Genomic DNA, 23,435 nt, shown 5'->3' on the forward strand with positions numbered 1-23,435 from the left:
ACGCAGTGTAAAATCTTGACTTGAATTTACCATTATTCCAAATAATTAAGATTCATTTCAGATTAATGTGATAAGAATATAAAAAAGGATCACACCTTTTGTACAAACCATGAAACAAATATGATAAGATATCAAAGGTTGTCATTTCATGTTTCATCGGTTGTCGGCAATTTTTCTCGTAAAGGGGATAGAGCTATGAAGCTTAAGAAGAAGAAGGATATATTTTTTGAGACACTGGAGAATATGGCAGATACGGTTGTTCAAGCGGCAGATTATTTCTCCCAGCATGTTTCCAACCTTCAGGATGTGACTCTTTTTGCTAATGAAATGAAGAAGTACGAGTCGAAATGTGATGATTATGTGCATACGATCATTACAGAACTCAACAAAACATTTATCACGCCGATCGAACGCGATGATATTATGGAGCTGACAACAACACTTGATGACGTATTGGACGGACTCGAAGCAACGGCTTCCCGTTTCTATATGTACCAACTGACAGATCCAGATGATGAGTTCGTCATACAGTTTGCTGAAATTTTGCGCCAATCGGCTTACGAAATTCAGAAGGCGATCCATCTGCTGTCCCAGAAAAAATTGCTCGCGATCCGTGAGTACACCATTCGTTTGAATGATCTGGAAAACCAAGGCGACGAAGTGCTGCGCATGTGTATCAAACATCTCTTCGCTACCGTGTCTGATCCGATTGAACTGATCAAGCGTAAGGAAATTTACGAACGTCTTGAGACAACAACGGATGCTTGTGAAGACGTGGCGAACGTGCTTGAATCCATCATTATGCGTAATTCTTAAGGAGCCAGAGAATAATGGAAACAACGATTTGGGTATTGGGTATAGTCGTCTTCCTTGCACTGGCGTTTGACTTCATCAACGGTTTTCACGACACGGCCAATGCCATTGCGACTTCGGTCTCAACCCGAGCACTGACGCCGCGTCGAGCTATTCTTATGGCAGCGGTGATGAACTTTGTCGGTGCGATGATGTTCACAGGCGTTGCGAAGACGATTGGGGGGAGTGTGACCGACCCCACCACGCTGGATAACGGGATAGAGGTCGTCATAGTCACCTTGATATCAGCGATTATCTGGAACCTGGTTACATGGTGGTTTGGTATTCCGTCTTCTTCCTCACATGCACTTATTGGAGCCCTTGCAGGTGCCGTGCTCGTTGGCGCAGGATCTGATAAAGTGAAATGGAGCGGATTCATTGATATCGTCGGAGGTTTGCTATTATCACCTCTGATCGCGTTTGCCATCGGTTATGTGGTCATGACGATTCTCAAATATATTTTCGCCAAACGCAGTCCGCATAACGTGAACAAAGGTTTCCGTACGGTACAGATTTTCACGGCAGCACTGCAAGCATTCACGCATGGTACGAATGATGCACAGAAAGCGATGGGTATTATTACGTTTGCTTTGGTTGCAGCAGGTGTGCAGGATAATCTGGATGTTCCGCTGTGGGTTAAAATCTCAGCAGCAACGGCGATGGCTCTGGGTACATCCATTGGTGGTTGGAAAATCATCAAAACGATGGGTACCAAAATCTTTAAAATTGAACCGATTAACGGTTTTGCCGCGGATCTGTCAGCTGCATCCGTTATTTTCACAGCAACGTTGCTTCACCTTCCAGTGAGTACAACGCACGCGATCACATCAGCTATTCTGGGTGTTGGCTCCGCGAAACGTTTCTCTGCGGTGAAATGGGGACTTGCTGGACGTATTATTATTACGTGGTTCATTACGATTCCGATTACTGGGGCACTGGCAGGATTATTGTACTGGATTATTTTCTAAAAAGAGAAGTTATCCCGAACGAATTCGGAGTTACCAGACAATCTGTTCATAACTGTGTGAATATCGGGATATGTGGATAAATATACAACCAAAATCAAGAGACGCCTGTGCATGAACGTGTGGACAGGCTGGATATGTGGATAGCCATCCGTGGAATGATAAACCAAAAGAAGATATTCCTGTGGATACAGGGAACTGTGGATAGGGAAATGAGAGAAGCCAACAGGGTTGGCTTTTTTTGTTGTCGAGTTTGAATGCGTCTGTGGATATTTTGGACACGTGGGAGACGTACCTATGGTTAAAGTTGTACAATGACGTAAAGATACAGGACAAGGACGTGGTCTAATTTATGATTCGTACACTCGCCATTACACGAGAACATCAAGTCTCCGTTAACGTACCACTTACACAGCTGGATCTGAACGATTACGCCTGGGTATGGGCCGATTTTAACCAGCCAACGGAAGAGGAAAGCCGTTTGCTGGATACATATTTTCATTTTCATCCATTAGCCATAGAGGACTGTCTGCATGTATTGCAACGGCCCAAGCTCGATTATTATGATAATCTGCAGTTTCTTGTGCTGCATGCACTGAACCCGTCTACACTGGAAGCCGAGGAGGTTGACTTGTTTCTCGGATCAAACTTCCTAGTGTCTTTTCATCATGGCGTATTGGAGGAAGTGGATGAAGCGTGGGAACGCTTGTTGCACCATGCACATGAACGAACCATCTGGGCGCGAGGTCCGGTGGCAGCAGCCTATACGGTGATGGACAAGCTGGTCGATCATTATTTCCCGTCTCTATTTGCGATTGAGGATGAACTGGCTGAACTGGAGAACCGGGGTGGACAAGAGTCGGTTGAAGACTTGATGAACCAGGTGTTTGATCTGCGGACTCGATTGCTGAAGCTTAGAAGAACCGTAGTACCGATGCGGGATCTGCTCTATCGGGTGGTGAACTCCCAGCATGTGCAGCGAACAGGTGAACATACGGCTTATTTTACCGATATCTATGACCACTTGTTGAAGCTGACGGACATGATTGAAGCCGATCGGGAGATGACCGCTGACCTGCGCGACAGTTATATTTCCCTGAACTCCAACCGGATGAATCAGATCATGAAGACACTCACGGTGATTACGACTGTATTTATGCCGCTCACACTAATCGCGGGTATTTATGGCATGAACTTTGCCTATATGCCTGAGCTTCAATGGAAGTTTGGGTATGGTACGGTGCTGCTGTTAATGTTTGTACTTGGCGGAAGCATGGTCGCCTGGTTTGTGAAGCGCGGTTGGTTTAAGTAGAAAATGTTACGCCTTACTGCTCCGTATACAGTTCCATCTTTCGGTGATAAGCGCACGCTCTTGCGAGCAGATCATCAGAAGAAGATTGCATAGCTGAAGCAACGTTTGTTACATATGAAAAGGGCCACTGGACAAGGGTCTCAGGCAGCAATAACTGTCGGGAGATGATGTTTGCCAGGTGGCCTTTCTGATTCTTCTATTAGAAGTTTTGAAAAAATGTATCCACATGTGAATAACTATTCCGCTTCAACAAGCTGTGTATAACTTATGATGACTTCCTTTTACTCCATTTCAAGAACAAAAGAAGTTGTAGCTGCTTCTTTGCCATTCACAAGAATGGTAAGCGTATGCAGACCGGCATAGTATTTTCTCGTTGTGATGACTTTGAAGGATTGTTTGGTGGCTACCTTGGTTCTGCCTGTCGGGTACATTTTATCGGAGCATTTGAACCGTTTGGGGGCCTGCTTGCCGTTTGCCTTCATATAACCCATCTCATATTCAATTCGCAGCATCTGGGACTCGCCGCTCTCATTAACGACATCGAACGAAAAATGGAGATCCTCGCCAATGCTAATCGTATCCTGGACAAGCTGAAGCTGCTCAATGTGAATCGAATCCTGCTCGTTATAACCAAAAAGACTCAGTGCTTTGTTATGTCCTTTCTTCAGTAATGACCTGCTGGCATGCCGGACAATCCAGTCTGTGTGTGCATGTTGTCCGTACCAGGTCGTGGCCAGATCCATAACCAGTTCAGGGTGGTCCTTGGAGATGTCATTCAGATGATTGGCGACACTTTTGCGAACATAGAGGGACTCGTCCTGTTTCAATGCATGCAGAATCGGAAGTACAGGTGTTGGATCAGTGATAAAGTTCTGGAGTTTCGCACCCCATGGCAAACGTGGCCGGCTGCCCTCACTGGCAAGTCTGCGGATATGCTCGTTGTTGCTCTCTGCCCACGCCATCATATGTTTCATCGTTTGAATTGGATAATGTTCAATAAACGGGCGTACCGCGAACTCCGAGCTGGAATAAGGTGTGAAGAGGGTCAGATACTTCATGGATAACTCGTAATCCTCCGGGTCAAGTCCGTTCACTTCGATAAAATCCGGTACAAACAGATATTCAACGCCTCTCATCGTAGGGGCGGCTTGTTCGATAATATGTAATGCTTCCTCATAATTGTCCGGCAGTACCTGGGTCAAAGCCAGTGTGATTCTGCGAATGCGCGCTTTGAATTCCAACTGTTCCCAGCCTTCAGCGAAAACCAATTCATGAAATTGCTGTGTATCCAGCTTAGGGTAGAATTGACGCAACTGTTCGCCGGTCCGATCGATTAATGCGGGAGTGTATTTGTCTTTGAAAAGTTCCATGGTCCGCCTCCTTTAGTTACTATCCAGTATACCTCAAATTACAGAAATAAGAACGTAAGTTCCTGAAATTTATTTGTATACGGGTGAACGGTGTTCAGGCACCCACCTTCTGTAAGGGGGTGCCTGAATTTTTTTAACCTTTGCGACTTTTGGGACGGCGCTTTGTGGAATTGGATTTGCGACGGACTGGAGTTGTATTGCGGCGACGTGGCACATTCGTTGTTTTATTCCGGCGTTTGTTTTTACGTTTTCGGGACGGCTTATATTCTTCATAGTCTGCATCGGCCGCGCTGTTATTCGATTTTCCTTTTCCAAAAGGCAGAATGCCCATAACGAGCTTCATCATCGGAGCCATCTGCTGGATACCACCGACGACCTTTTGCATTTTGCCTATTCCAGTCATGATTCCATCAATACCGCCGAAGCGGTCGATCATTCCTTTTAACTCACCGATGTTGGCTAACGAAAACCCGGAACTGCCTGTAGCAGCAGGCACCTGTACCGGAGCTGGGGGAACAATCTGAGCTGCACCTCCATAAAAGTTCCCGCCAGCCACACCCTGCCCATAGGGTACGACTGCAGAAGCTTCGACTTCACCAAAGCCCGGGTAGTGTGGTTCTACGCCAGGATACATCGGTTGAATCTGGGTTTCATTTAAAGACCGCGGAACCACACCGGGCGGCATATAGGCAGAAGTATGTGCCTGCCGATGAGCATGAGAAGACGGACGCTGCCCTGGTGCTGGCTGGCGGTGATAATAATGCTGTGGCATGAACAATCACGTTCCTTCTATTGGATTTCGGAATTGCGTTCCATGAGTTGCATGACAGATGTACATCATAGACCCTTGTGGAACTCCCTTTTGTTATACTGTATGTCATTCGCGGAGAGACGGCGTAGGCGGGTATCCCGGAAAACGGGATATTTGCGGATTTGGGCGCATGTAAGATGGCAGGTCCACGAAGAGTAAAATGCAGTTTAGACACAAAATTGTCACATTTAAGAGGATTGAAATCCTACATAAGTAATCGGATATATACAGGTGAAAACTGGGAAAAAGCGCGGGAATTTCGCCCGATGTGCGTGAGGGGAGGACAATAGTACCTTTTGTAAGCGGTAACATGTATTTTTATTCTGTAGTGCGTGAAATCGGTAACGCTTGAAATACCAACTCAGGGTGAGTACAATGTAGGTACACAGTAACCGCTAGGGGATGATGATGAAATGCAGCTGAAAAAGCTAAATGATAAAAGCATTGAACAACTATTCGAGGCTATTTTGACGCTAAAAGATATTGAAGAGTGTTATGTTTTCTTTGATGACCTCTGCACCGTAAACGAGATCCAATCCATGTCCCAGCGGCTGGAAGTGGCTCGTATGTTGGGTAAAGGCAATACGTATAACCAGATTGAAGCAGAGACAGGTGCGAGTACAGCTACAATTTCACGTGTGAAACGCTGTCTGAATTACGGCAATGATGGTTATAAAATGACGCTGGAACGCCTGGGACGCTAACATGAAGAAGCCGGGTGTACTCATCATCAGTCACGGTTCACAGGAGCAGACCTGGGTGGAATCCGTCGATGACGCGATCTCCCGGTTGAATCTGCCTGTTCCATTATCGGTTGAAGCCGGTTTTCTTGAACTTGTGGAAGGACGCCTGATCCAGGACGGTATCGACCGACTGGAAGCACAAGGCGTAACCGATATTCTGGTCGTACCTCTATTTGTTTCGTCCGGGAGTACACATGTGGATGAAATTGAATATGCCATTGGTGCAAAGGAAACACCTGATCGCGAAACGGATCTGGAACCGTTCGATGTGAAGGCTCGGGTTCACTTCGGTTATCCAGTGGATAACGATCCGGATATTGCCGTGATGGTGTGGGACAAAGTCCGATTGTTGTCGCAGCAACCAGAGAAGGAAACGATTCTGCTGGTGGGCCATGGTAGTATTCATGACGGTTTTCGCGAGCGTTGGGAAGCTGGAATTTCTTCTCTTACAGAGCGTGTGCAGGAAGTTAGTGGTGTAGCCCATACGGATTATGCATTGCTGAATCCGGAGAGTGTGTACGACAAAGTGAAGTACTGGAGCGAAGTGCGGGGGAACCGAGTCATTGTGGCGCCGCTGTTTTTGAGTGCCGGTTATTTCACGAGGAACGTTATCCCGGGTCGACTTAAGGAATTGAATTACGCGTATAGCGGTGAGACGTTTCTTCCACATCCGTTGTTAGGGCAGTGGATGGAGCGCCAGATCCAGTTTTTGCTGGAAAGATGCAATGAAGATAAGGCCGAAGTTGAAGCTTCTTCTTGAAAAGGGCCTTAGCGCTCATGGCTGAGCGCATCGCTGGTAGCGATGCGGTCAGGGGTTCGATCCGCTTAGGCTCCATAACGAAAAAAGTCATCACCTCATGTGATGGCTTTTTTCGTTATGGAGGGGCTCATTTAACGAACCTTGGCTTAGTCCGTGGTATTCATTGAGGTGTACGCCCAAGTACACTGAATTTGTTCGCCGCTGTTTTGGTCTGGTACGGTGGAAAAGAACAAGAACCGCGCAAGCTCATCCAAATTGATTCGGATAATGATTAAATTTTCTACGATCTCTGAAAGTTGAATGAGTCATCCCACATCAAAGGAATTTTCCCTAAGGCTATTCATTAGCCTGAAGGCAAATTCCTTTTTGTATATGTATATGAGGGGAGAGGGAATCTATATTTTTCTTTTATCTGAGTTAATTAGGGAGAGAATGAATGAGAAGTCTGTGATCGATCGGTGAAGACATGACAATCAGGCTCGTATAGGTTCCATACTTGTCACACTGATTACTAAACTCTTCGAGAGCTCGTGTGGATTCGGTAACAATCTTTAATAAGTAACTGTGTTCGCCGCTTATACGGTGACACTCGGCAACATGGGGAGATGCATGGACAAAATCAAGAAATGCCAGACAGTCTCTAGTCCGAAACAACATATAGGCTGCCGTATGCTTTCCGATTTTTTCAGGAGAGATGACGGTGCGATACTCCTGAATAACTCCGCTTTCTTCCATTCTTTTAACTCGTTCCGTTACAGCAGGTTGAGATAACCCCACGCTTTTACCCAGCTCAGTCATTGAAATCCTTGCCTGATTTTGAAGATATAAGAGGATTTGTTTGTCTACATGATCCACTTTCAATTTCCTCCTTTAAATTTAAGGCGTTTTGTACAAAACTTCTTTAATTAATTTGCATTTTCATTATATGCGTTTGAATGTGATATGTAAAATCAATGACTTTAATTATAAAATAATCTACAGCAATAAAATGATTATATATGAAAAGGGAGAGAGAGGATGGCATCATTGAGTAAATACGACTCCAATAAGGTAGGTACAGAAGATTTTAAGGCACGAATGGATAAGGTCAAAAATATAATCGCATTAGCTGCTATATGTTTGTCCACGCTAATGTTCGGACTCGAAATTTCCAGTGTGCCAGTGATACTGCCAACACTGGAAAAGGTATTGCATGGAAATCTCAAGGATATGCAATGGATTATGAGTGCCTACACCATTGCTAGTACAACTGTTCTGATGGCTGTTGGAACGCTGGCTGACCGGTATGGAAGGAAGCGTATTTTTATTGTCAGTCTCATCTTGTTCGGTATTACATCCTTGATTTGTGGCTTGGCGCAAAGCACGATAGTTCTGATCGTCAGCCGATTTCTTCAAGGCGTGGGTGCTGGCGCGATGCTCATCTGCCAGATAGCAATTCTTTCGCAACAGTTTCGGGAAGGAAAAGAACGGAGTAAAGCTTTTGGCGTATGGGGTATCGTGTTCGGCATCGGTCTTGGTTTTGGACCCATCATCGGGGGGATGATCGTGTCGTTTTCGAACTGGCATTGGGTTTTCCTAGTCCACGTCCCACTGACCATCCTCACGTTGATCTTGGTTATAGCCGGTGTGGAGGATTCCAGAGATCGGCAGGCGAAAAAGCTGGACATCATCGGCATCATCACGCTATCGTTGACGGTTTTTGGGCTAGTATACTTTATCACGCAAGGGCCTGAACTCGGCTTTACCAGCGCGACGGCCATCAGTATCCTTGTTGCAACCGCAATATGCTTCACTATTTTTTGGTTTGCAGAAAAACTCAGCACCCATCCGATGTTCGATTTTTCCGTATTCAGGATACGAAATTTTTCTGGCGCTCTTTTAGGCTCCATCGGAATGAATTTCAGTTTCTGGCCATTCATGATCTATCTGCCGATTTATTTCCAGAGTGGTCTTGGTTACGGCATTGTGCCAGCAGGGTTGTCTCTCTTGGCTTATACACTGCCCACCTTGGTAATCCCTCCACTAGCAGAGCGTCTTTCGCTTCGCTATCAGTCGCGCATAATCATCCCAATGGGTCTGTTTATTATCGGAACCGGCTTCTTATGGATGAAATTAGGCAGCAGCAGCGATCATGCTAGTTGGTTGACCATGCTCCCCGGTTCCCTATTGGCTGGTATAGGGCTTGGCTTAACCAACACGCCTGTAACCAACACGACCACCGGCTCGGTTCCGAGCACTCGTTCAGGCATGGCTTCCGGCATAGACACGAGTGCCAGATTAATCAGCCTAGCTATCAATATCGCATTGATGGGATATATTTTGCAGGAAGGTATCTTGTCTTATCTGAAGGATGTGCTATCTGGGACCATTGATGAAGTGCAATTGAGGTCTTTGGCGGAAAAAATAGCTGGCGGCAACACATCATCTCTCCAGTTGGATTCACTAAATATTACCTCTCTGGATACAGCCGGAGCAATCGTCCATGCAGCTCTTGTGCATGGCTTTGGTTTGGTGATGCTCTATGGCGGTATCGGAGTCTGGATTTTGGCCGCGATCAGTTTTATCATTTTTAGACCCAAGAAAGCTTCGTTGCATAATTAGAGCCTGAAGAATATGTATTTCTGTTAACCTATAATAACTCTCTTCACTGGCCGCGATGCGTGTTCGCGGAGCGATCTGATCGGTTTGCCAAAAAAACGAAGCCACGTCCTCAGGACGTGGTTTTTGTTTGTTGTAGATCACTTGAGCGAGGATTAGTTTATCCATTAATGGGTGCGTGCAATTGCAGATGTAGCTGCAGTAAACCTATTAATTGGTCAACGATCTCCTCGGCCGGATAAGGCATGGAATTCATAATCCACCACTCCAGGATTCCGACTGCAGCGGAAGCAAGAAACTGTATGGTAATCTCTTTTTTCATACCTTCCTGGATTCCACAAGCATCCATTTGATCCTGTACTCCCTGGACCAACAATGTCATCAACTTACTACGGAATGCCGGAATACCTTTTTTAGTAAGAAGTGTGGTATAGGTAGAGGCATGTTGTTCCAGATAGCAGAAGGTTCGGAGCAACGCATCCTTGGCCGTAACGGGTGTTGTAGTAGGGCTTTCGATCATACAGGCATCCAACAACCGCTGCAAATAGGTCTCAATGCATTGATCCAACAGGTCGAACTTGTCAGCGTAATGCAAATAGATTGTTCCTCGGTTTACATTAGCCCGATCAGCAATATCGTTTATCGTAATTTGCTCGAAATTCTGTTCCTCCAGTAACCCCACAAAAGCTTCAATTATTGCCTTTCGTGTCTTGAGTACTCGTCTGTCCATGGCCCCTCCTATGATGGTTTTCAACAATAAGGAATCATTCGTTGATTATTCAACAAAAACGGATATTTTAACGATTGAAAGCACAGTAGGTGCTTTGTTAATCTTATTTTATCAACAAATGTTGATAAAACAACGATTTTTTATAAACTATGAAATTGAGGGATAACCAATGAAGATATTAGTGTATGGTGCGGGGGTTTTGGGCAGTCAACTGGCGCACATTCTGGTGCGCGGCGGCAATGATGTTACTATTCTGGCTAGAGGGAAGCGGGCAGAGGAGCTGGAGAAGGATGGAATCGTCATCCGGCATTTTTTTCAATTCAAAACGACAGTTGATCAGGTTCGGGTAGCCAGAACGTTGGAAGTGGATGACCAATATGATCTGATTTTTGTTGTCATGAAATATAACGATTTTTCTTCAGTGTTACCTATTCTGGCAGAGAATCAGAGTAGCAATATTGTGATTGTGGGAAACAACGCAGATGCGCGAAGCATGCAAAACTTTTTGGAGGAAAACAGCAGGGTAGCAAAACAGGTCGCGTTTGGATTCCATGTGAGTGCAGGGAAGCGGGAAAAGGACCGCATGTTATCGGTCGGTGGAGGCAACGGACAAATGGTGATCGGTAGTCTGGACGGTGAAATAGGCTTTAAACCTTTGCTGGATCAAGCTTTCCAACATGTGAAATACAAGTTAAATGTTCTGAGTGATATTGATGCCTGGCTGAAAAGCCATATCATCCCCATTCTGATGCTTAATGCAGTGAGTTTTAATGAGAAGCGTGAATTGATCAAGTTGGACGGGAACAGAAAGCAAATCCAACATATGATTAGGGCAATGGATGAGGGCTTCAGCGTGCTTGAGGCTATGGGCATAACGATTATACCGGAGATTCAGGCTAAAATGATTCGCAAGCATCAACGGACGTTGTACCTCCTGTTAAAAATCTATAGCATGCTTCCGGTTCATAAGCTGGTCGCGGGTTCTTTTGGTGAAATTGAAGCCCTAAGTAACGCATTCACGGATTGGAAAAAGACAACAGGCATCCCGACTCCCCATTGGGACGTGCTGAAAAGAGATTTTACTATCCTTAAATGAAGTGTTGCTCATTAACCCAATACCGACTACAATAAAACCAACTAATAAAATGGGGATAAGGAGATATACAGATGCGGGAAGTGCCCATGCGTTATGTGAAAGCGAATCAGGTCGGTATTGTATTGTTTGTTTTACTCTCGTTTGTGTTCAATCCGCTGGTAGTTCTGGGCTTGCTGTGGATCATTCAGGTAGTTGGGCTGGCTTCTGGTGGCAAGCTTAATCTGTTTGTGCAGATTGGGAAAGCTGTGTTGACTGGTAAAGGGACATTGACGCAGGCGGTGGAGCTGCAGCGATTCAACAATATTCTGGCGGTGCTCTTCCTGACTCTGGCACTCATCTCGTTCTCGCTTGGCTGGGTAGCCGCAGGTTATGTATTCTCCGTTATGCTTCTCGCGGCTGCAAGCGCGGCACTGCTGGGTTATTGTGTAGGCTGTACCGTCTATTTCTGGTACAAACAGATGCGTGCAGGCAGAAAAATCGGATTTTGAGGTTGGCTGAAGAAGTGATACAGGTATCCGGGATACTACGATAACTTTATAACGAAATCCCCCTCAAGTGAGTTGTTCACTTGAAGGGGATTTTCTTTATCTGAACCAGGCCTTATTTAAATTGTTGGTGAAATTGTTATCGTTGAAAGGCACGTTGGCGCTACCGAAGTTTGTCGTGTTGAGTGCATTTCGTGCCGCAGAAGTCAGATCGTCCCATCCGATCAAAGGCTGAGTTCCGCCAACAGCGCTGGTAACGCTAAGCTCATGGTTTAGCGGCCAGGTACTATTATAGGAGATCAACGGATGGTTACCTTGTGTATTGGTATTGCTCGGCGTGACGTTGGTGAACTGGCCGTGACCGGAATATGCGATAGAGAGGATTTTGGAATTGACAGCTGCCGGATTATCGACCCACACGACGATTCCTTCCCAATCATGACGATGGCCGAGTCCAGAGGAAGGGGAGTCTTTGGGGAAATACCACGAATACATGATAGCCCACACCCCATTGTGCCAGGCGGAACGGGAGTAAATCTGCCCTGTACTTGAGCTACAGTTTCCATTCGATGACCCGGACGTATTCAAGCCAGCACTGGTATTGCCCTGTTGATCCACTGCGGGGAAAGGCACACAACCATGATAGACTTTTAGAAAAGGCTGAAAACGCTTGGTTGCTTGTTGTGTCACGGTAACTGGGGAGACTTCCTGAAATCCGACAACCTGATCATGGTTAATTTCTGCTGCTTCAACAACGGTGACCCAAGGAATACATGCCATAAGAAAGACCAGGAGCATTAACACGATTTTTTTCATTTACACTTCTCCTTCAAGGGTATGATGTGGTGCTAAGTTGAGGGTTCACTAAAACTATATTGGAAAAAGGTTTATGTTAATTATCTTTTCATCTTAAGATTTGTAAATTTGTAGCATATCTATGTCATAATCATATGAAGATCATCAAAATCGAAGACTAATTCCTGTCCAAGCGGGCAGAATGGTTGATTAATGAGACTATTTTACATAAAAGGTAGTGGGGAAGATTCAGGATCGGTGCGTGAGGTTTATTGGGTAATGGATGGTTTAGTGAATACATATATGAAAAAATATACTTATAGATTACAGAATTCCCGAACGAGAAAGCCCAATTCTTTAGATGTGGGATGAAAGTGAGGTCGGATACGGAGTATCACTATTGTGATGCTTCAAGTATCCGAAATGTCTGCGTTCTTAATTTTTTCAGCTTGTTTCAATTCATCTATTGAACTGATACAATATAGATATGAATGAATATAGAAGAACAAACACAACCGTATCTTTGTTGAACTATCATTTTGTGTTCTGCCCACGATACAGAAGAAAGATATTTCTCAAATTAGAGGTAGAACAGCGCTTCAAGGAACTGGTGCATGAGGTATGTGCAGAGCTTAAAATTGTGATTGTTGCCATGGAGTGCGACAAAGACCATACACATATGTTTCTCAATGCACTTCCAACATTAAGCCCTGCTGATATCATGGCAAAAATAAAAGGAGTCACATCAAAAAAACTACGAGAAGAGTTTCCACACCTTCTGCATTTGCCCAGTTTGTGGACACGTTCCTATTTTGTTTCTACCGCTGGAAATGTATCAAGTGAGACCATTAAGCGTTATGTTGAACAACAAAAGACAAGGGGGTGAAGTATATGTCTCAGACCCTAACGGTTAAGGTAAAGCTGCTGCCGACTAAAGAGCAGATCCAACTATTGCAACAAAGTAGTCATGAATATATCCGAGTTGTTAATACACTCGTAGCCGAGATGGTAGAAGAAAAGAAAAGGTTGAAGAAGACAACAAAAGACATTCCTGCTAATCTACCAAGTGCAGTAAAAAATCAAGCGATTAAAGATGCGAATAGTGTCTTCTCTAACAAAGTTAAGAAAAGTAAATACGCAATCATACCGATCCTAAAGAAACCGATTTGCGTATGGAATAACCAAAACTATTCTCTTGACTTCACGCACATTTCCATTCCATTCATGGTAGAGGGAAAATCTAAGCGTTTAAAAATTCGTGCATTGTTCATCGACAAAGATCATCGAAACGTTGACCTTTTGAAGCATAAACTTGGTACGCTCCGTGTCACGAAAAGCTCAGGTAAGTGGATAGCCCAAATTGCTGTCACCATGCCAACAACTGAAAAAACGGGTATGCGGATTTTGGGCGTTGATTTAGGGCTGAAAGTCCCTGCCGTAGCCATCACAGATAATGATCACGCTCGCTTCTTTGGGAATGGGCGAGAAAACAAATACAAGAAACGGAAGTTTCGTAGTGTTCGTCAAAAGCTAGGAAAACAAAAGAAAGTGGACGCTATTCGCAAGTTAGATGATAAAGAACAACGATGGATGAAAGACAAAGACCACAAAGTCAGTCGTGAAATCGTTAATTTCGCAGTCGAAAATAAGACTTCTGTCATTCGCTTAGAGCAACTAACGAATATAAGGCAGACGACAAGAACAAGTCGTAAAAACGAAAAGAATCTACACAGTTGGTCATTCTACCGTTTGGCACAATTCATTGAATACAAAGCAAATATGGCAGGGATCAAAGTGGAATATGTGAACCCTGCATATTCAAGTCAAACCTGTCCAGAATGTTCAAAAAAGAACAAGGCGCAAGATAGAAGATATAAGTGCCCATGTGGATTCAAAAAACATCGTGATATCGTTGGGGCGATGAATATTCGCTACGCAACTGTGATTGGCGGTAACAGTCAATCAGCCTAAGGTGCTATATGCACTGTCTTAGGAGGGGTAATGGCATACCCTAATCTTAGCATCTGTCCAAAGCAGAAATGAAATGAGGACGTTAAGCTTAGCTAAGAATCCCAATCACTTTAGTGATCTTGCCCCTTTAGGGATGGGAGTGTCAAAGGCTAGGACATCTTTACATTTGATGATATGATAGGAGATAAAGGCTTTGGAATGAGACGGAATTCCTGATGCATAGATATAAGTAAGACGAAAGATTAGAGCAGAATGAACGGAAGTTCATTGTTGTGTTAAAAATATGCCCTTTGGTGGACTGATGCAAGGTAAGATTATGAGGTCATATAGACTCATGGATAATGTGGAATAGGTGGCGTATGAGATGAAAAAAGCTCGCTTAATATATAATCCGACCTCAGGCCGGGAAGAAATGAAGAAACGTCTGGCTGATATTTTGCAGCGTTTGGATCAAGGTGGTATTGAAGCTTCATGTCATGCAACAACAGGTGAAGGTGATGCAACCCGCGAAGCTGAACTCGCGATTGAACGCGGCTATGACATGATTATTGCTGCTGGTGGCGATGGTACGTTGTACGAAGTGATCAACGGTATGGCCGAACGGGAGAACCGTCCTCCGCTGGGTGTGTTTCCTTTGGGAACAACGAATGATTTTGCGCGTGCACTCGGCATTCCGAGACAGTGGGAAGATTACGTGGATCTGGTCATTAACCAGCAGCTTCGTCCGCTCGATCTGGGCAAAGCGAATGATAAATATTTTATCAACATCGCCGGTGGCGGATCATTAACTGAACTGACCTACGAAGTACCGAGTCGTCTGAAAACGATGATTGGGCAACTGGCCTATTATATGAAGGGTATTGAGAAAATGGCGAGCCTGTCTCCTCAGGAGCTGATTATTCGCGCCGACGGTCAGGAAGAGATTCATGATGAATTCATGTTATTCCTCATCGCCAATACCAATTCAGTTGGAGGCTTTGAGAAGTTGGCTCCAGGTGCAACCATTGACGATGGTCTGTTCGATGTGATCGGTGTCCGCAAATGTAATCTGGCTGACATGATCCGACTCGTAACGCTCGCGCTGCGTGGGGAGCATCTGAACGACAAGAAAGTGGTTCATTTCCAGACGAGTCATATGGAAGTTACCTCGCCAGGCTATGTGCAACTGAACCTTGATGGAGAGTTGGGCGGCACGCTGCCAGCCACATTTACGAACCTCAAGCATCATCTGCAATTGTATCGTTGAAAATGTGGGTGCTGGGGGCAGTGTGGGTCGCTTGCGAAAAGCAATGTTGATCGCTTCAGAAAAGCTATGATGCTGCAGCGGTGGTTGCACAGTATCGCATAACTGTTGAGGAGAGTTGGATTCAGCTCTGCGGTAAGGTGAGATGGAAGTGGATTTTCCAGTTGCCGTGTATGGTGGGATCGCGTATAATCTCATGTGGCAACATGCGTCTGAGCTTAACGAACTCAGGAAGCCTTAATGTGGCTAAATCGCCTAAGCTGCGAATCTAACGAATTTCAACGTCGTTATTTTGGAGGAAATGATCTAATAAGGTCGTAAAACACCATCCGAGGATGTTATAACGTTTCTGAAGTTCATTAGAAATTCGGAACGTTATTTTTGATGTGATACCATATAAGAAGAAAGAAGTGAATGTACGTTGTCTAATACGAACCGCAGCGGTCGTGGAAAAAACCGCCGGAATTCGGCTGCCTCTCAGGGGCAAGGGAACGCTTCAGCGTCCCGTCAGCCAAGTCAATCATCTCGTCCATCACCACGTCAGCAAGGAAAAGAGGTGCGGCCACAAGGCGCATCTCTTTCTGCCGTTCGTCCTAAGGGGAGAGCGCGTGAATCTGCACCAATCGAAGGTCTGCCCGTTAGCAAAAATGAAGAGACCGTCATCGACATCATTGGCATGAACCATGACGGTGAGGGTGTAGGTCGTGCGAATGGATACACGCTCTTTGTGCAGGGTGCGCTTCCAGGTGAAACCGTACGTGTGCGCGTATTGAAGACCAAGAAGCAGTATGGCTATGCCAAAATGCTGGAGATCGTGAAGGCAAGCCCGGATCGTGTGTCTGCGCCATGCCCAATCTACGATCAGTGCGGCGGCTGTCAGATCCAGCATATGAGCTATGCTGGACAGCTTGCGTGGAAACGCCAGTTGGTGGTCGATAATTTGCAGCGGATTGGCAAGTTGAATGTGATGGTGGAGGATGCGGAGACGTTGGCATCCAACAAGCAGGATGATAAAGAGGGCGCCGAACAACGGGTGCAGGATGACGCTTCAGTTGGTGATGCGAATCAAACAACTGGACAGGCTACTTCTGAAGTGCAAATGATTGGCAGCAATCGTATTCGCCTTCGGCTCGAAGGTGTCATGAACGAAGAAGATACGGAGCAGGGCATTCGTGTACTGCCAACAATGGGCATGGACGAGCCATGGCGCTATCGGAATAAGGCACAGGTACCTATCGGTGCAGCCGAGGGTGGCTTGGTAGGTGGATTTTACGCTAAAGGAAGCCATCGGATCATCGATATGGAGAGCTGTCTTATTCAGCATGAGCACAATGACGAAGTGGTTGCGAAGGTGAAAGAGATCGGCAGTCATTTTGGAATCAGTGCCTATAACGAAGAGACAGGTCGCGGCCTGCTGCGCCATGTGGTTGTGAAGAAGGCGTTCCGTACAGGCGAGATGATGCTTGTTCTGGTTACGAATGGTCGAGACATTCCGTACAAAGACGAATGGATTGGCAGTATCCGTGAAGCCATTCCGCATGTGGCGAGCATCTGCCAGAACGTGAACAAAAAACAGACCAACGTTATCTTTGGCGATGAGACCCGCGTTCTCTGGGGACGTGATGTAATCTATGACTTTATTGGCGATGTGCAGTTTGCGATCTCTCCGCGTTCGTTCTACCAAGTGAATCCGGTGCAGACGGAAGTGCTGTACGGGAAAACTGTAGAGTACGCCGGACTGACCGGCAAAGAAACCGTAATTGATGCCTATTGCGGCATCGGAACGATCTCTCTTTTCCTGGCGCAACATGCAGATCAGGTGTACGGGGTAGAGATTGTACCTGAAGCGATTGAGGATGCTCGCAGCAATGCGCTCTTGAACGAGATGCGTAACGTGAAGTTTGAAGTTGGCGCATCCGAGGACGTTATTCCACGCTGGAAAGAACAAGGCATTGAAGCTGACGTGATCGTTGTCGATCCGCCGCGTAAGGGCTGCGATCCACGTTTGCTGGATACAATCCTTGAGATGAAGCCGGAGCGCGTGGTGTATGTGAGTTGTAATCCGAGTACGCTGGCACGTGATCTACGTGTGCTGGAGGATGGCGGGTATCGCACGGTTGAGGTAACGCCGGTGGATATGTTCCCACACACTGTGCATGTGGAGGTCGTAATAGGAATGCAACGCAAAGATACCTAGAAATCCTTTGTTTTCAACACTTTGCGCCGTTTACGACTTTTACGAAGGATGGTCCCGATTTCAAAAATAAGGTTCTAAAGGAAACAATTGAGGTTTCGGTCGTGCTGGACCTTGGTTTTGACGTCGAGTGTGTAGACATGTCGGGGGATAGTCGAAATTAGCCTGAAATAATATAGATTATAATTTTAAGAGAGCGTCCTTAGGGCGTTCTTTTTGATATCAAGATTAATTAGGCTCAATCTAAAAATTAGTGGTTGATAGTGAAAGTAGATCGGTGTTCTAAATTACTGCACTGTAGTGATGGACTTACCCGGAACGGTCAAATATCAGATTCGTAGTCAACCACTAGTTATGGTTTTGAGCCATTAATTAATTAGATGTTTTAATTCTAAAGTCATTGTCGTATTATGTAAAAAAAGGATGTTTATCTCGAAGGTTTAATACCATGTGCTTACAGATAAGGGGTATTGCTTAGCCATACAATTGCAGGAAGAGCTTGAAGAGATAGAGAAAAGGGAATTTTACAGGCAGGGGCATAACTACAGCTAGTTCTACTTACAAAAAAATAAGTGCGCTACACTCATCTGAACGAAGGTGAGGAAATCAGCATAGCCCAGTTATTTCGGGGGCTAGCGCCCACTATACTTGAAAACTTACGATAAAAGGAGCATCAAAAAACTTTTATGGTGAAGAGTTCTTGAGAATTTTGTTGATAATATGTGTGCTTAATAAATTATCTGGGGTAATGACATATGCCGTCAAAGTAAACCAAGTAATGAGGATTTACCACAGTGCGAAATGAGGTAGCCGATGAGCAAATACAGTTTTTACTATGATGAATCTGAGCATAGCCGGAAAATCAACCACAAAACCATTACTGCGGAGAATTACTTCGACAGCTTTATTGCGGTTGTCGTTGGCTGGCACTCGAACAAACAGGCTGGCTTATATGAAAGATACGCAACATTTGAGTCTAAGTATCAGCACAGGCAGTCAAACGGCGAACTAAAAAGCACTACTATTAAGCAAAGCCAACTAAAAAGTGGCTTTGCCTCCTTAAACGCTGATAACCTCTCCTTGTTAGAGGACTTCGTAACGCTGTTCGATGAAAGAATCTTTGTCTACTATGCTGTCACAAGCAAAATCGAATACATAATTCATCAGCTATTTGAGGACTATGATAACAGCCTTTTTGTGGATATGGATGCAATGAAATATTCCATCACGAAGGCAATCGTCTTATATCAGCCAAGCAAAATTATGGCGGGGATGTATAATGATACAGGTGAACTTATTGGCTTATTGAAAGACTTCTTTATAGCCCAAATCGAAAAAGATAAGGCAAACGAAACTTTGAAGCAAAAGGAAATCGAGCAATTCAGCCAAATTCTCTTGCTCTTGGGCGACGTATCCAGAATTAAAACAATTGACTGGAATTATGAGATTGCTTTTGTGGGATTTAGCAGATTTTTGGATGAAAAAGGAATTTGTGATTATTCAATTACTATAGATAAGGAAGGCGAAAATAGTAACACTGTAAAAGCTGCTGAACGAGTGGGCTTGTGCTCAGTTTCCGAGGCAGACTCATTGACTTCCTGCGGAATTCGTATGGCTGATATGTTGGCGGGCATCATTTCAAAGTTGCTTAAAGCACTAAATAACGCAATGGAATATGCTTCGCCTCAAGAAATGATAAACAAGAAGATTCTCGATAAGAGATGGTTCATCCTCAATGAGCGACAACTTGCCCTTTACAAGAAATTTCACCAAGTAGCAATTGAATTAAACAACGCATGGTATAAGGCTTTTGCTGGAGTATACTCCGATGATTTAATTGAGTTCATTGCTCTCTTAAGTTTCATGAATCGCTTTAAATCGGTAGAAGATATAAAAAAAGATATTGATATACAAGGTGAATATTTCAATGCTTATTGTTGTGAGCATCTTGCTGATTATTTTGAACAGATGAGAAACGACAGACAAATACCGGCGTTGCCGATTGATGCTGTTACAGATAATGACTTATCTAATGATTTTGTAATAAATCGTCGAGGTGCAAAGGTTTATTTTGACATTGATAGGCAACCTTTGCTTGTAATAAAAAACGGACATCAAACTTTCGATGTATTATCAGTAGGCTTAAGTAAAGAGATGATCCCAGTAGTTACGATTGTAGAAGAGAATGAAGTAAAATGCTATCGAATTCCAAGAGAACTGTCTGAATGGGCGATGACTATTGTTGGCTTAGCAAATATGGGCGAGAAAGTGTTCCCATCTAAAGTTGTGTTTTCAAAGACGAAAGATGGATATGTTGCAGATATTTTATAATAACTCAGTTAAACAGTGATTAAACCATATATTTTTGTGAAATTCATCATGATAATTAATTCAAAAGTTGGGGCGGGTGATTATTTGTTATCATTGGATTTATTTGACTATTCATCATTAACAGATATTGAAATAAAGGCAACTAAACACGTTAATAAAAACGTAGAATGCATAATCAGAGTACTCTTAGATTTGCTGGAAGATAACAATGATTTTACACCGGAGGATTTTTTACCTTATAACAATTTGAGAATAGATAATGATGTATGGAGTAAGATGGTTTATGATCTATACGATATTATCCGTTCTGATGTAATAAGAGAGTATGTAAAACCAAAATATGAATTTCTGCTTTATGTTATACTTCAGTGGTGGGATGACTGTACTGACGATTCTGAAGACCTCCTTGCAAATAAAATAGATGATAATTTGGCTGCAGAAATTAAAAAGACGTATACTTCAGAAGATGGTGGAAATTGTGTTATAAATGCAATTACTGATTTTGAAGAGTATTATTATATTCTTTTTGCGGATCATGACTTTTTACCCGATAGCTTAGAAAGATTGCTAATAATATATATAAGAAGTCCAGAACGGTTTACAATCCTATTTCCCGATGTAGACTTGAATGAATATCAGGACCTCATGCCTAAAGATTTACGAGAACGATTTGAAGAATTGAAAGGAAATCTGAGTGAGCCCATAAAAATCATTAAGAAGGAAGTGTGCGAGGACACTCTTTTACAAGATTTAATTTTCTGTTGTGAAAAATTACAGGCGAGCTTCTCACATAAAGATTCACCTGAGAACCATCGCAATGACTATATTCGTGATTTACTTGATGCTATGGGATATTCGGGCAACAGAGACCAAACTAGATTAGGGACATCAAGTGCAGGTAAGGAAGCAGGAGAAGTTGACATCTTAGTCAGAAAAGACAACCGTCCTTTTTCAATAATAGAAGCCTTAAATTTATCAAGTGTTAAAAAGTCAAACATATCTTTACACATCGACAAGATATATCGGTATGATACATTAGGCTATATATGCAATTTTATTGTTTCATATGTTAAAGTGACAGATTTTCTATCGTTTTGGAATAGATATGTAAGTTTTGTTCAAACATATAGTTATCCGTTCGAATTAGTGAAATTTGAAATACCGAAATACAATCAACATCCCGAATTAAGGTTCGCAGTAGCCGAATTAATGCGTAACAACGTGGCTACAAAACTTTATCACATAGTTGTGCACATTCCAAGTTAATACGAATGTTTTCGAATTGTAGAACTATGAAACCTTGTAGATTGGCTTAATGACAAGGCTCTCAAATATATTAGCTGTTTTCCCTAGTTATTTGTTTGAAGAACTTTATAAAAGGTAAACACCACTACATCAATTTGTCTGCAACTGCTACACAAGCCATGCGGAGGTCGTAATAGGAATAAGTATTTCTATCTTGATGATTCTATAGATTATTTAAAGCAAGGAGCGTATTATATATTCATACGCTTCTTTTTTTGGAAATAAATCCATTAAATTGGACATTGTTCGGATTCTTGATATGATCAAAAACGCTATCCTACATAGGAGATGAAAGCATGAATTATAATGAAAGTGAGATATGGAACGAATCAGTTTTAGTTTTTGATAGTTCTAGTATTTTAAGATTATACGAATGGTATTTTAATAAGTCCTTAGAACTTAAAGATATTTTTGATTGTAAGACACAAAGTATAGTTCTCTTAGAGCAAGTGAAAAAAGAAACCACACGAGTTTTTGAAGAACGAATTGAATTAAAGAAGGATAAGTATTTGGAAGCAACAAATTTTTTCGTAAATCATTCTAATAAAGAGAAGGCTCTAAGAACACTAAAAAAGCAAAGTGATGGATATAAATATTCAGAAGCTTTTCTTGCCTTATTGCAAGGTTATTTGGAAGGAACTATAAAGAATGAAGAAATTATAAAGTACATTAATATAACCGATCATCAGAACAATTTACTTATTGAAGAAAATAAATTGTCCCTTTTGTTTAAAGAGTTCTTTTCCAGTGAGTACCTCACAAAGCTTTTACAAGAGGATATAGAAGAAAAATACAATCATGATAAGGATAAAGGACTACCTGGATATAAAGATAAAGCAAAAGGCGAAAACAAGATGGGCGATTATATTATATTGAATCAACTGGTTGAAATCGCTAATGAAAACGAGTGTGTCATCACCTTTATAACTGCTGATGTAAAACCTGACTGGTTTCCATTTAATCAAAGGACAAACCAACGTGAATTAAACCCATCTGTTATTGAGTGGTTTAGTAAGGAGATTTCAAAAAAATCACAAGTAAATGTTATTACTTTGGTCGATTTGCTGAAAATAGCTCAAAAGTATATTAGTGACGACATTACCAGTTTAGTTGATGAAACTATTATTTATAGTTTGGTAGAGGAGAAGTATGGAGAATGGTATCCTGAAGATTTAATGGATAAAGTAACCGAATATATTGAGGAGAATAGTGATATACAACTGGAAATAGAGAGTGCTGTTGATAGTTGTTTGGACTATCTCCAATTTGGTGAGAATGAGGATTACAGTTTAGATAGTATTGATTATATAATTGATGGAGACGAGGTCATTGTAAAGCTTCATATAAACTTTTATTTATCTTTAGATGCATCTGCTCATGCTGGTGGTGAAACTATGGAGTTGGGAAGCCCTTCTTGTCACTTTGCAGGCATCATTAGTGGAGCCATTCCGCTTGAATGGAAGTCAAAGCAAACTGGAGCAATTTCTATTGATTCCCAACTAGAGGAGATTGAGATCGAATCTATTTCGCTTTTAAGTGTTACTTCACTATATCCTGATGATGAAGATGATCATGATGAACCAGATGATTATTATGAGCAAGACGAATATGATGAACCAGATAATTATTATGAACCAGAAGAATTTGACGAGCCGGAGGAAAATACCGAACCAGATGACTATTACGAACTGGAAGATTACGATGATTCGGATGATTAATATGAACTGGAAAGCGTAATTGACTTGTTCAATGATTTTATTAAAGATACTCAAGAGAGCATCCTTCGCCGGATGCTCTCTTTTCATATAGATATCCTTTAAAAGCCGATTGCCCTGAAATTCAGCGCAGTCGGCTTTTTTACGTTGAAGGGAGGA

At 43.1% G+C, this 23,435-nt stretch carries 20 protein-coding genes and 1 tRNA gene; 16 read left to right on the top strand and 5 right to left on the bottom strand.

Annotated elements, in window-relative coordinates; all coding sequences use genetic code 11:
- Positions 1-195: 195 nt before the first annotated feature.
- From BS614_RS07430 to corA, 3 genes are all read left to right on the top strand, one after another.
- Complete coding sequence (locus BS614_RS07430; protein ID WP_017690670.1) at positions 196-816, top strand: DUF47 domain-containing protein; 621 nt, start codon at positions 196-198, stop codon at positions 814-816.
- Positions 817-830: 14 nt separating this feature from the next.
- Positions 831-1,820, top strand: coding sequence for an inorganic phosphate transporter (locus tag BS614_RS07435; RefSeq protein ID WP_036668387.1), 990 nt, complete (start codon positions 831-833; stop codon positions 1,818-1,820).
- A 349-nt stretch (positions 1,821-2,169) separates the two neighbouring features.
- A complete protein-coding gene (gene corA, locus BS614_RS07440; RefSeq protein ID WP_074093490.1) occupies positions 2,170-3,129 on the top strand; it encodes a magnesium/cobalt transporter CorA in 960 nt (319 codons plus the stop codon).
- A 281-nt stretch (positions 3,130-3,410) separates the two neighbouring features.
- Here the strand turns inward: corA and BS614_RS07445 are convergent, their stop codons facing one another.
- Together BS614_RS07445 and BS614_RS07450 are read right to left on the bottom strand one after the other, a co-directional pair.
- Positions 3,411-4,499 carry a DNA alkylation repair protein gene (locus BS614_RS07445; protein WP_074093491.1) on the bottom strand — a complete coding sequence of 363 codons (1,089 nt, stop codon included), beginning with the start codon at positions 4,497-4,499 and terminating at the stop codon, positions 3,411-3,413.
- A gap of 133 nt (positions 4,500-4,632) precedes the next feature.
- Positions 4,633-5,271 (bottom strand): tyrosine protein kinase, encoded by a 639-nt coding sequence (locus tag BS614_RS07450; RefSeq protein ID WP_157116041.1) that lies wholly within the window; start codon positions 5,269-5,271, stop codon positions 4,633-4,635.
- A gap of 452 nt (positions 5,272-5,723) precedes the next feature.
- Between BS614_RS07450 and BS614_RS07455 the strand changes: the two genes are divergently transcribed.
- The 3 genes from BS614_RS07455 to BS614_RS07465 all read left to right on the top strand — a co-directional run bounded on the left by BS614_RS07455 (position 5,724) and on the right by BS614_RS07465 (position 6,888).
- The gene (locus BS614_RS07455; protein ID WP_017690665.1) at positions 5,724-6,014 is read left to right on the top strand and encodes a YerC/YecD family TrpR-related protein; all 291 of its coding nucleotides are present in this window, start codon (positions 5,724-5,726) and stop codon (positions 6,012-6,014) included.
- A 1-nt stretch (position 6,015) separates the two neighbouring features.
- Positions 6,016-6,813: a sirohydrochlorin chelatase gene (locus BS614_RS07460; RefSeq protein WP_074093492.1), complete on the top strand. Its 798-nt coding sequence runs from the start codon at positions 6,016-6,018 to the stop codon at positions 6,811-6,813.
- Between the two features lie 3 nt (positions 6,814-6,816).
- Positions 6,817-6,888: transfer RNA gene (locus BS614_RS07465), tRNA-Thr, on the top strand.
- Between the two features lie 342 nt (positions 6,889-7,230).
- Here BS614_RS07465 and BS614_RS07470 read toward each other — a convergent pair.
- Positions 7,231-7,668, bottom strand: coding sequence for an Lrp/AsnC family transcriptional regulator (locus BS614_RS07470; protein ID WP_074093493.1), 438 nt, complete (start codon positions 7,666-7,668; stop codon positions 7,231-7,233).
- A gap of 162 nt (positions 7,669-7,830) precedes the next feature.
- Between BS614_RS07470 and BS614_RS07475 the strand changes: the two genes are divergently transcribed.
- Positions 7,831-9,414 (top strand): MFS transporter, encoded by a 1,584-nt coding sequence (locus tag BS614_RS07475; protein WP_244898282.1) that lies wholly within the window; start codon positions 7,831-7,833, stop codon positions 9,412-9,414.
- 157 nt (positions 9,415-9,571) lie between these two features.
- On the opposite strand, the gene BS614_RS07480 is transcribed toward BS614_RS07475, so the two are convergent.
- Positions 9,572-10,141, bottom strand: coding sequence for a TetR/AcrR family transcriptional regulator (locus BS614_RS07480; RefSeq protein ID WP_074093494.1), 570 nt, complete (start codon positions 10,139-10,141; stop codon positions 9,572-9,574).
- A gap of 169 nt (positions 10,142-10,310) precedes the next feature.
- Here BS614_RS07480 and BS614_RS07485 point away from each other — a divergent pair, with 169 nt between their 5' ends.
- Positions 10,311-11,237 carry a ketopantoate reductase family protein gene (locus tag BS614_RS07485; RefSeq protein ID WP_074093495.1) on the top strand — a complete coding sequence of 309 codons (927 nt, stop codon included), beginning with the start codon at positions 10,311-10,313 and terminating at the stop codon, positions 11,235-11,237.
- A gap of 71 nt (positions 11,238-11,308) precedes the next feature.
- Positions 11,309-11,725 (top strand): DUF4395 domain-containing protein, encoded by a 417-nt coding sequence (locus tag BS614_RS07490; protein WP_074093496.1) that lies wholly within the window; start codon positions 11,309-11,311, stop codon positions 11,723-11,725.
- 96 nt (positions 11,726-11,821) lie between these two features.
- Here the strand turns inward: BS614_RS07490 and BS614_RS07495 are convergent, their stop codons facing one another.
- A complete protein-coding gene (locus tag BS614_RS07495) occupies positions 11,822-12,538 on the bottom strand; it encodes an NPP1 family protein (RefSeq protein ID WP_074093497.1) in 717 nt (238 codons plus the stop codon).
- Positions 12,539-13,004: 466 nt separating this feature from the next.
- Here BS614_RS07495 and tnpA point away from each other — a divergent pair, with 466 nt between their 5' ends.
- From tnpA to BS614_RS07535, 7 genes are all read left to right on the top strand, one after another.
- Entirely contained in the window at positions 13,005-13,403 is a 399-nt protein-coding gene (gene tnpA / locus BS614_RS07500) for an IS200/IS605 family transposase (protein ID WP_047840510.1), read from the top strand.
- A 5-nt stretch (positions 13,404-13,408) separates the two neighbouring features.
- Positions 13,409-14,488: an RNA-guided endonuclease InsQ/TnpB family protein gene (locus tag BS614_RS07505; RefSeq protein WP_074093498.1), complete on the top strand. Its 1,080-nt coding sequence runs from the start codon at positions 13,409-13,411 to the stop codon at positions 14,486-14,488.
- 364 nt (positions 14,489-14,852) lie between these two features.
- A complete protein-coding gene (locus tag BS614_RS07510) occupies positions 14,853-15,734 on the top strand; it encodes a diacylglycerol kinase (protein ID WP_074093499.1) in 882 nt (293 codons plus the stop codon).
- A 418-nt stretch (positions 15,735-16,152) separates the two neighbouring features.
- The gene (gene rlmD, locus BS614_RS07515) at positions 16,153-17,928 is read left to right on the top strand and encodes a 23S rRNA (uracil(1939)-C(5))-methyltransferase RlmD (protein ID WP_074093500.1); all 1,776 of its coding nucleotides are present in this window, start codon (positions 16,153-16,155) and stop codon (positions 17,926-17,928) included.
- A gap of 810 nt (positions 17,929-18,738) precedes the next feature.
- Entirely contained in the window at positions 18,739-20,256 is a 1,518-nt protein-coding gene (locus BS614_RS07525; protein WP_074093501.1) for a hypothetical protein, read from the top strand.
- Between the two features lie 48 nt (positions 20,257-20,304).
- Positions 20,305-21,522: a hypothetical protein gene (locus BS614_RS07530; RefSeq protein WP_074093502.1), complete on the top strand. Its 1,218-nt coding sequence runs from the start codon at positions 20,305-20,307 to the stop codon at positions 21,520-21,522.
- Positions 21,523-21,857: 335 nt separating this feature from the next.
- Entirely contained in the window at positions 21,858-23,279 is a 1,422-nt protein-coding gene (locus BS614_RS07535) for a PIN-like domain-containing protein (protein WP_074093503.1), read from the top strand.
- The last annotated feature ends 156 nt before the right edge of the window (positions 23,280-23,435 follow it).

Origin of the sequence: Paenibacillus xylanexedens, assembly GCF_001908275.1 — a bacterium.
Classification (GTDB): domain Bacteria; phylum Bacillota; class Bacilli; order Paenibacillales; family Paenibacillaceae; genus Paenibacillus; species Paenibacillus xylanexedens_A.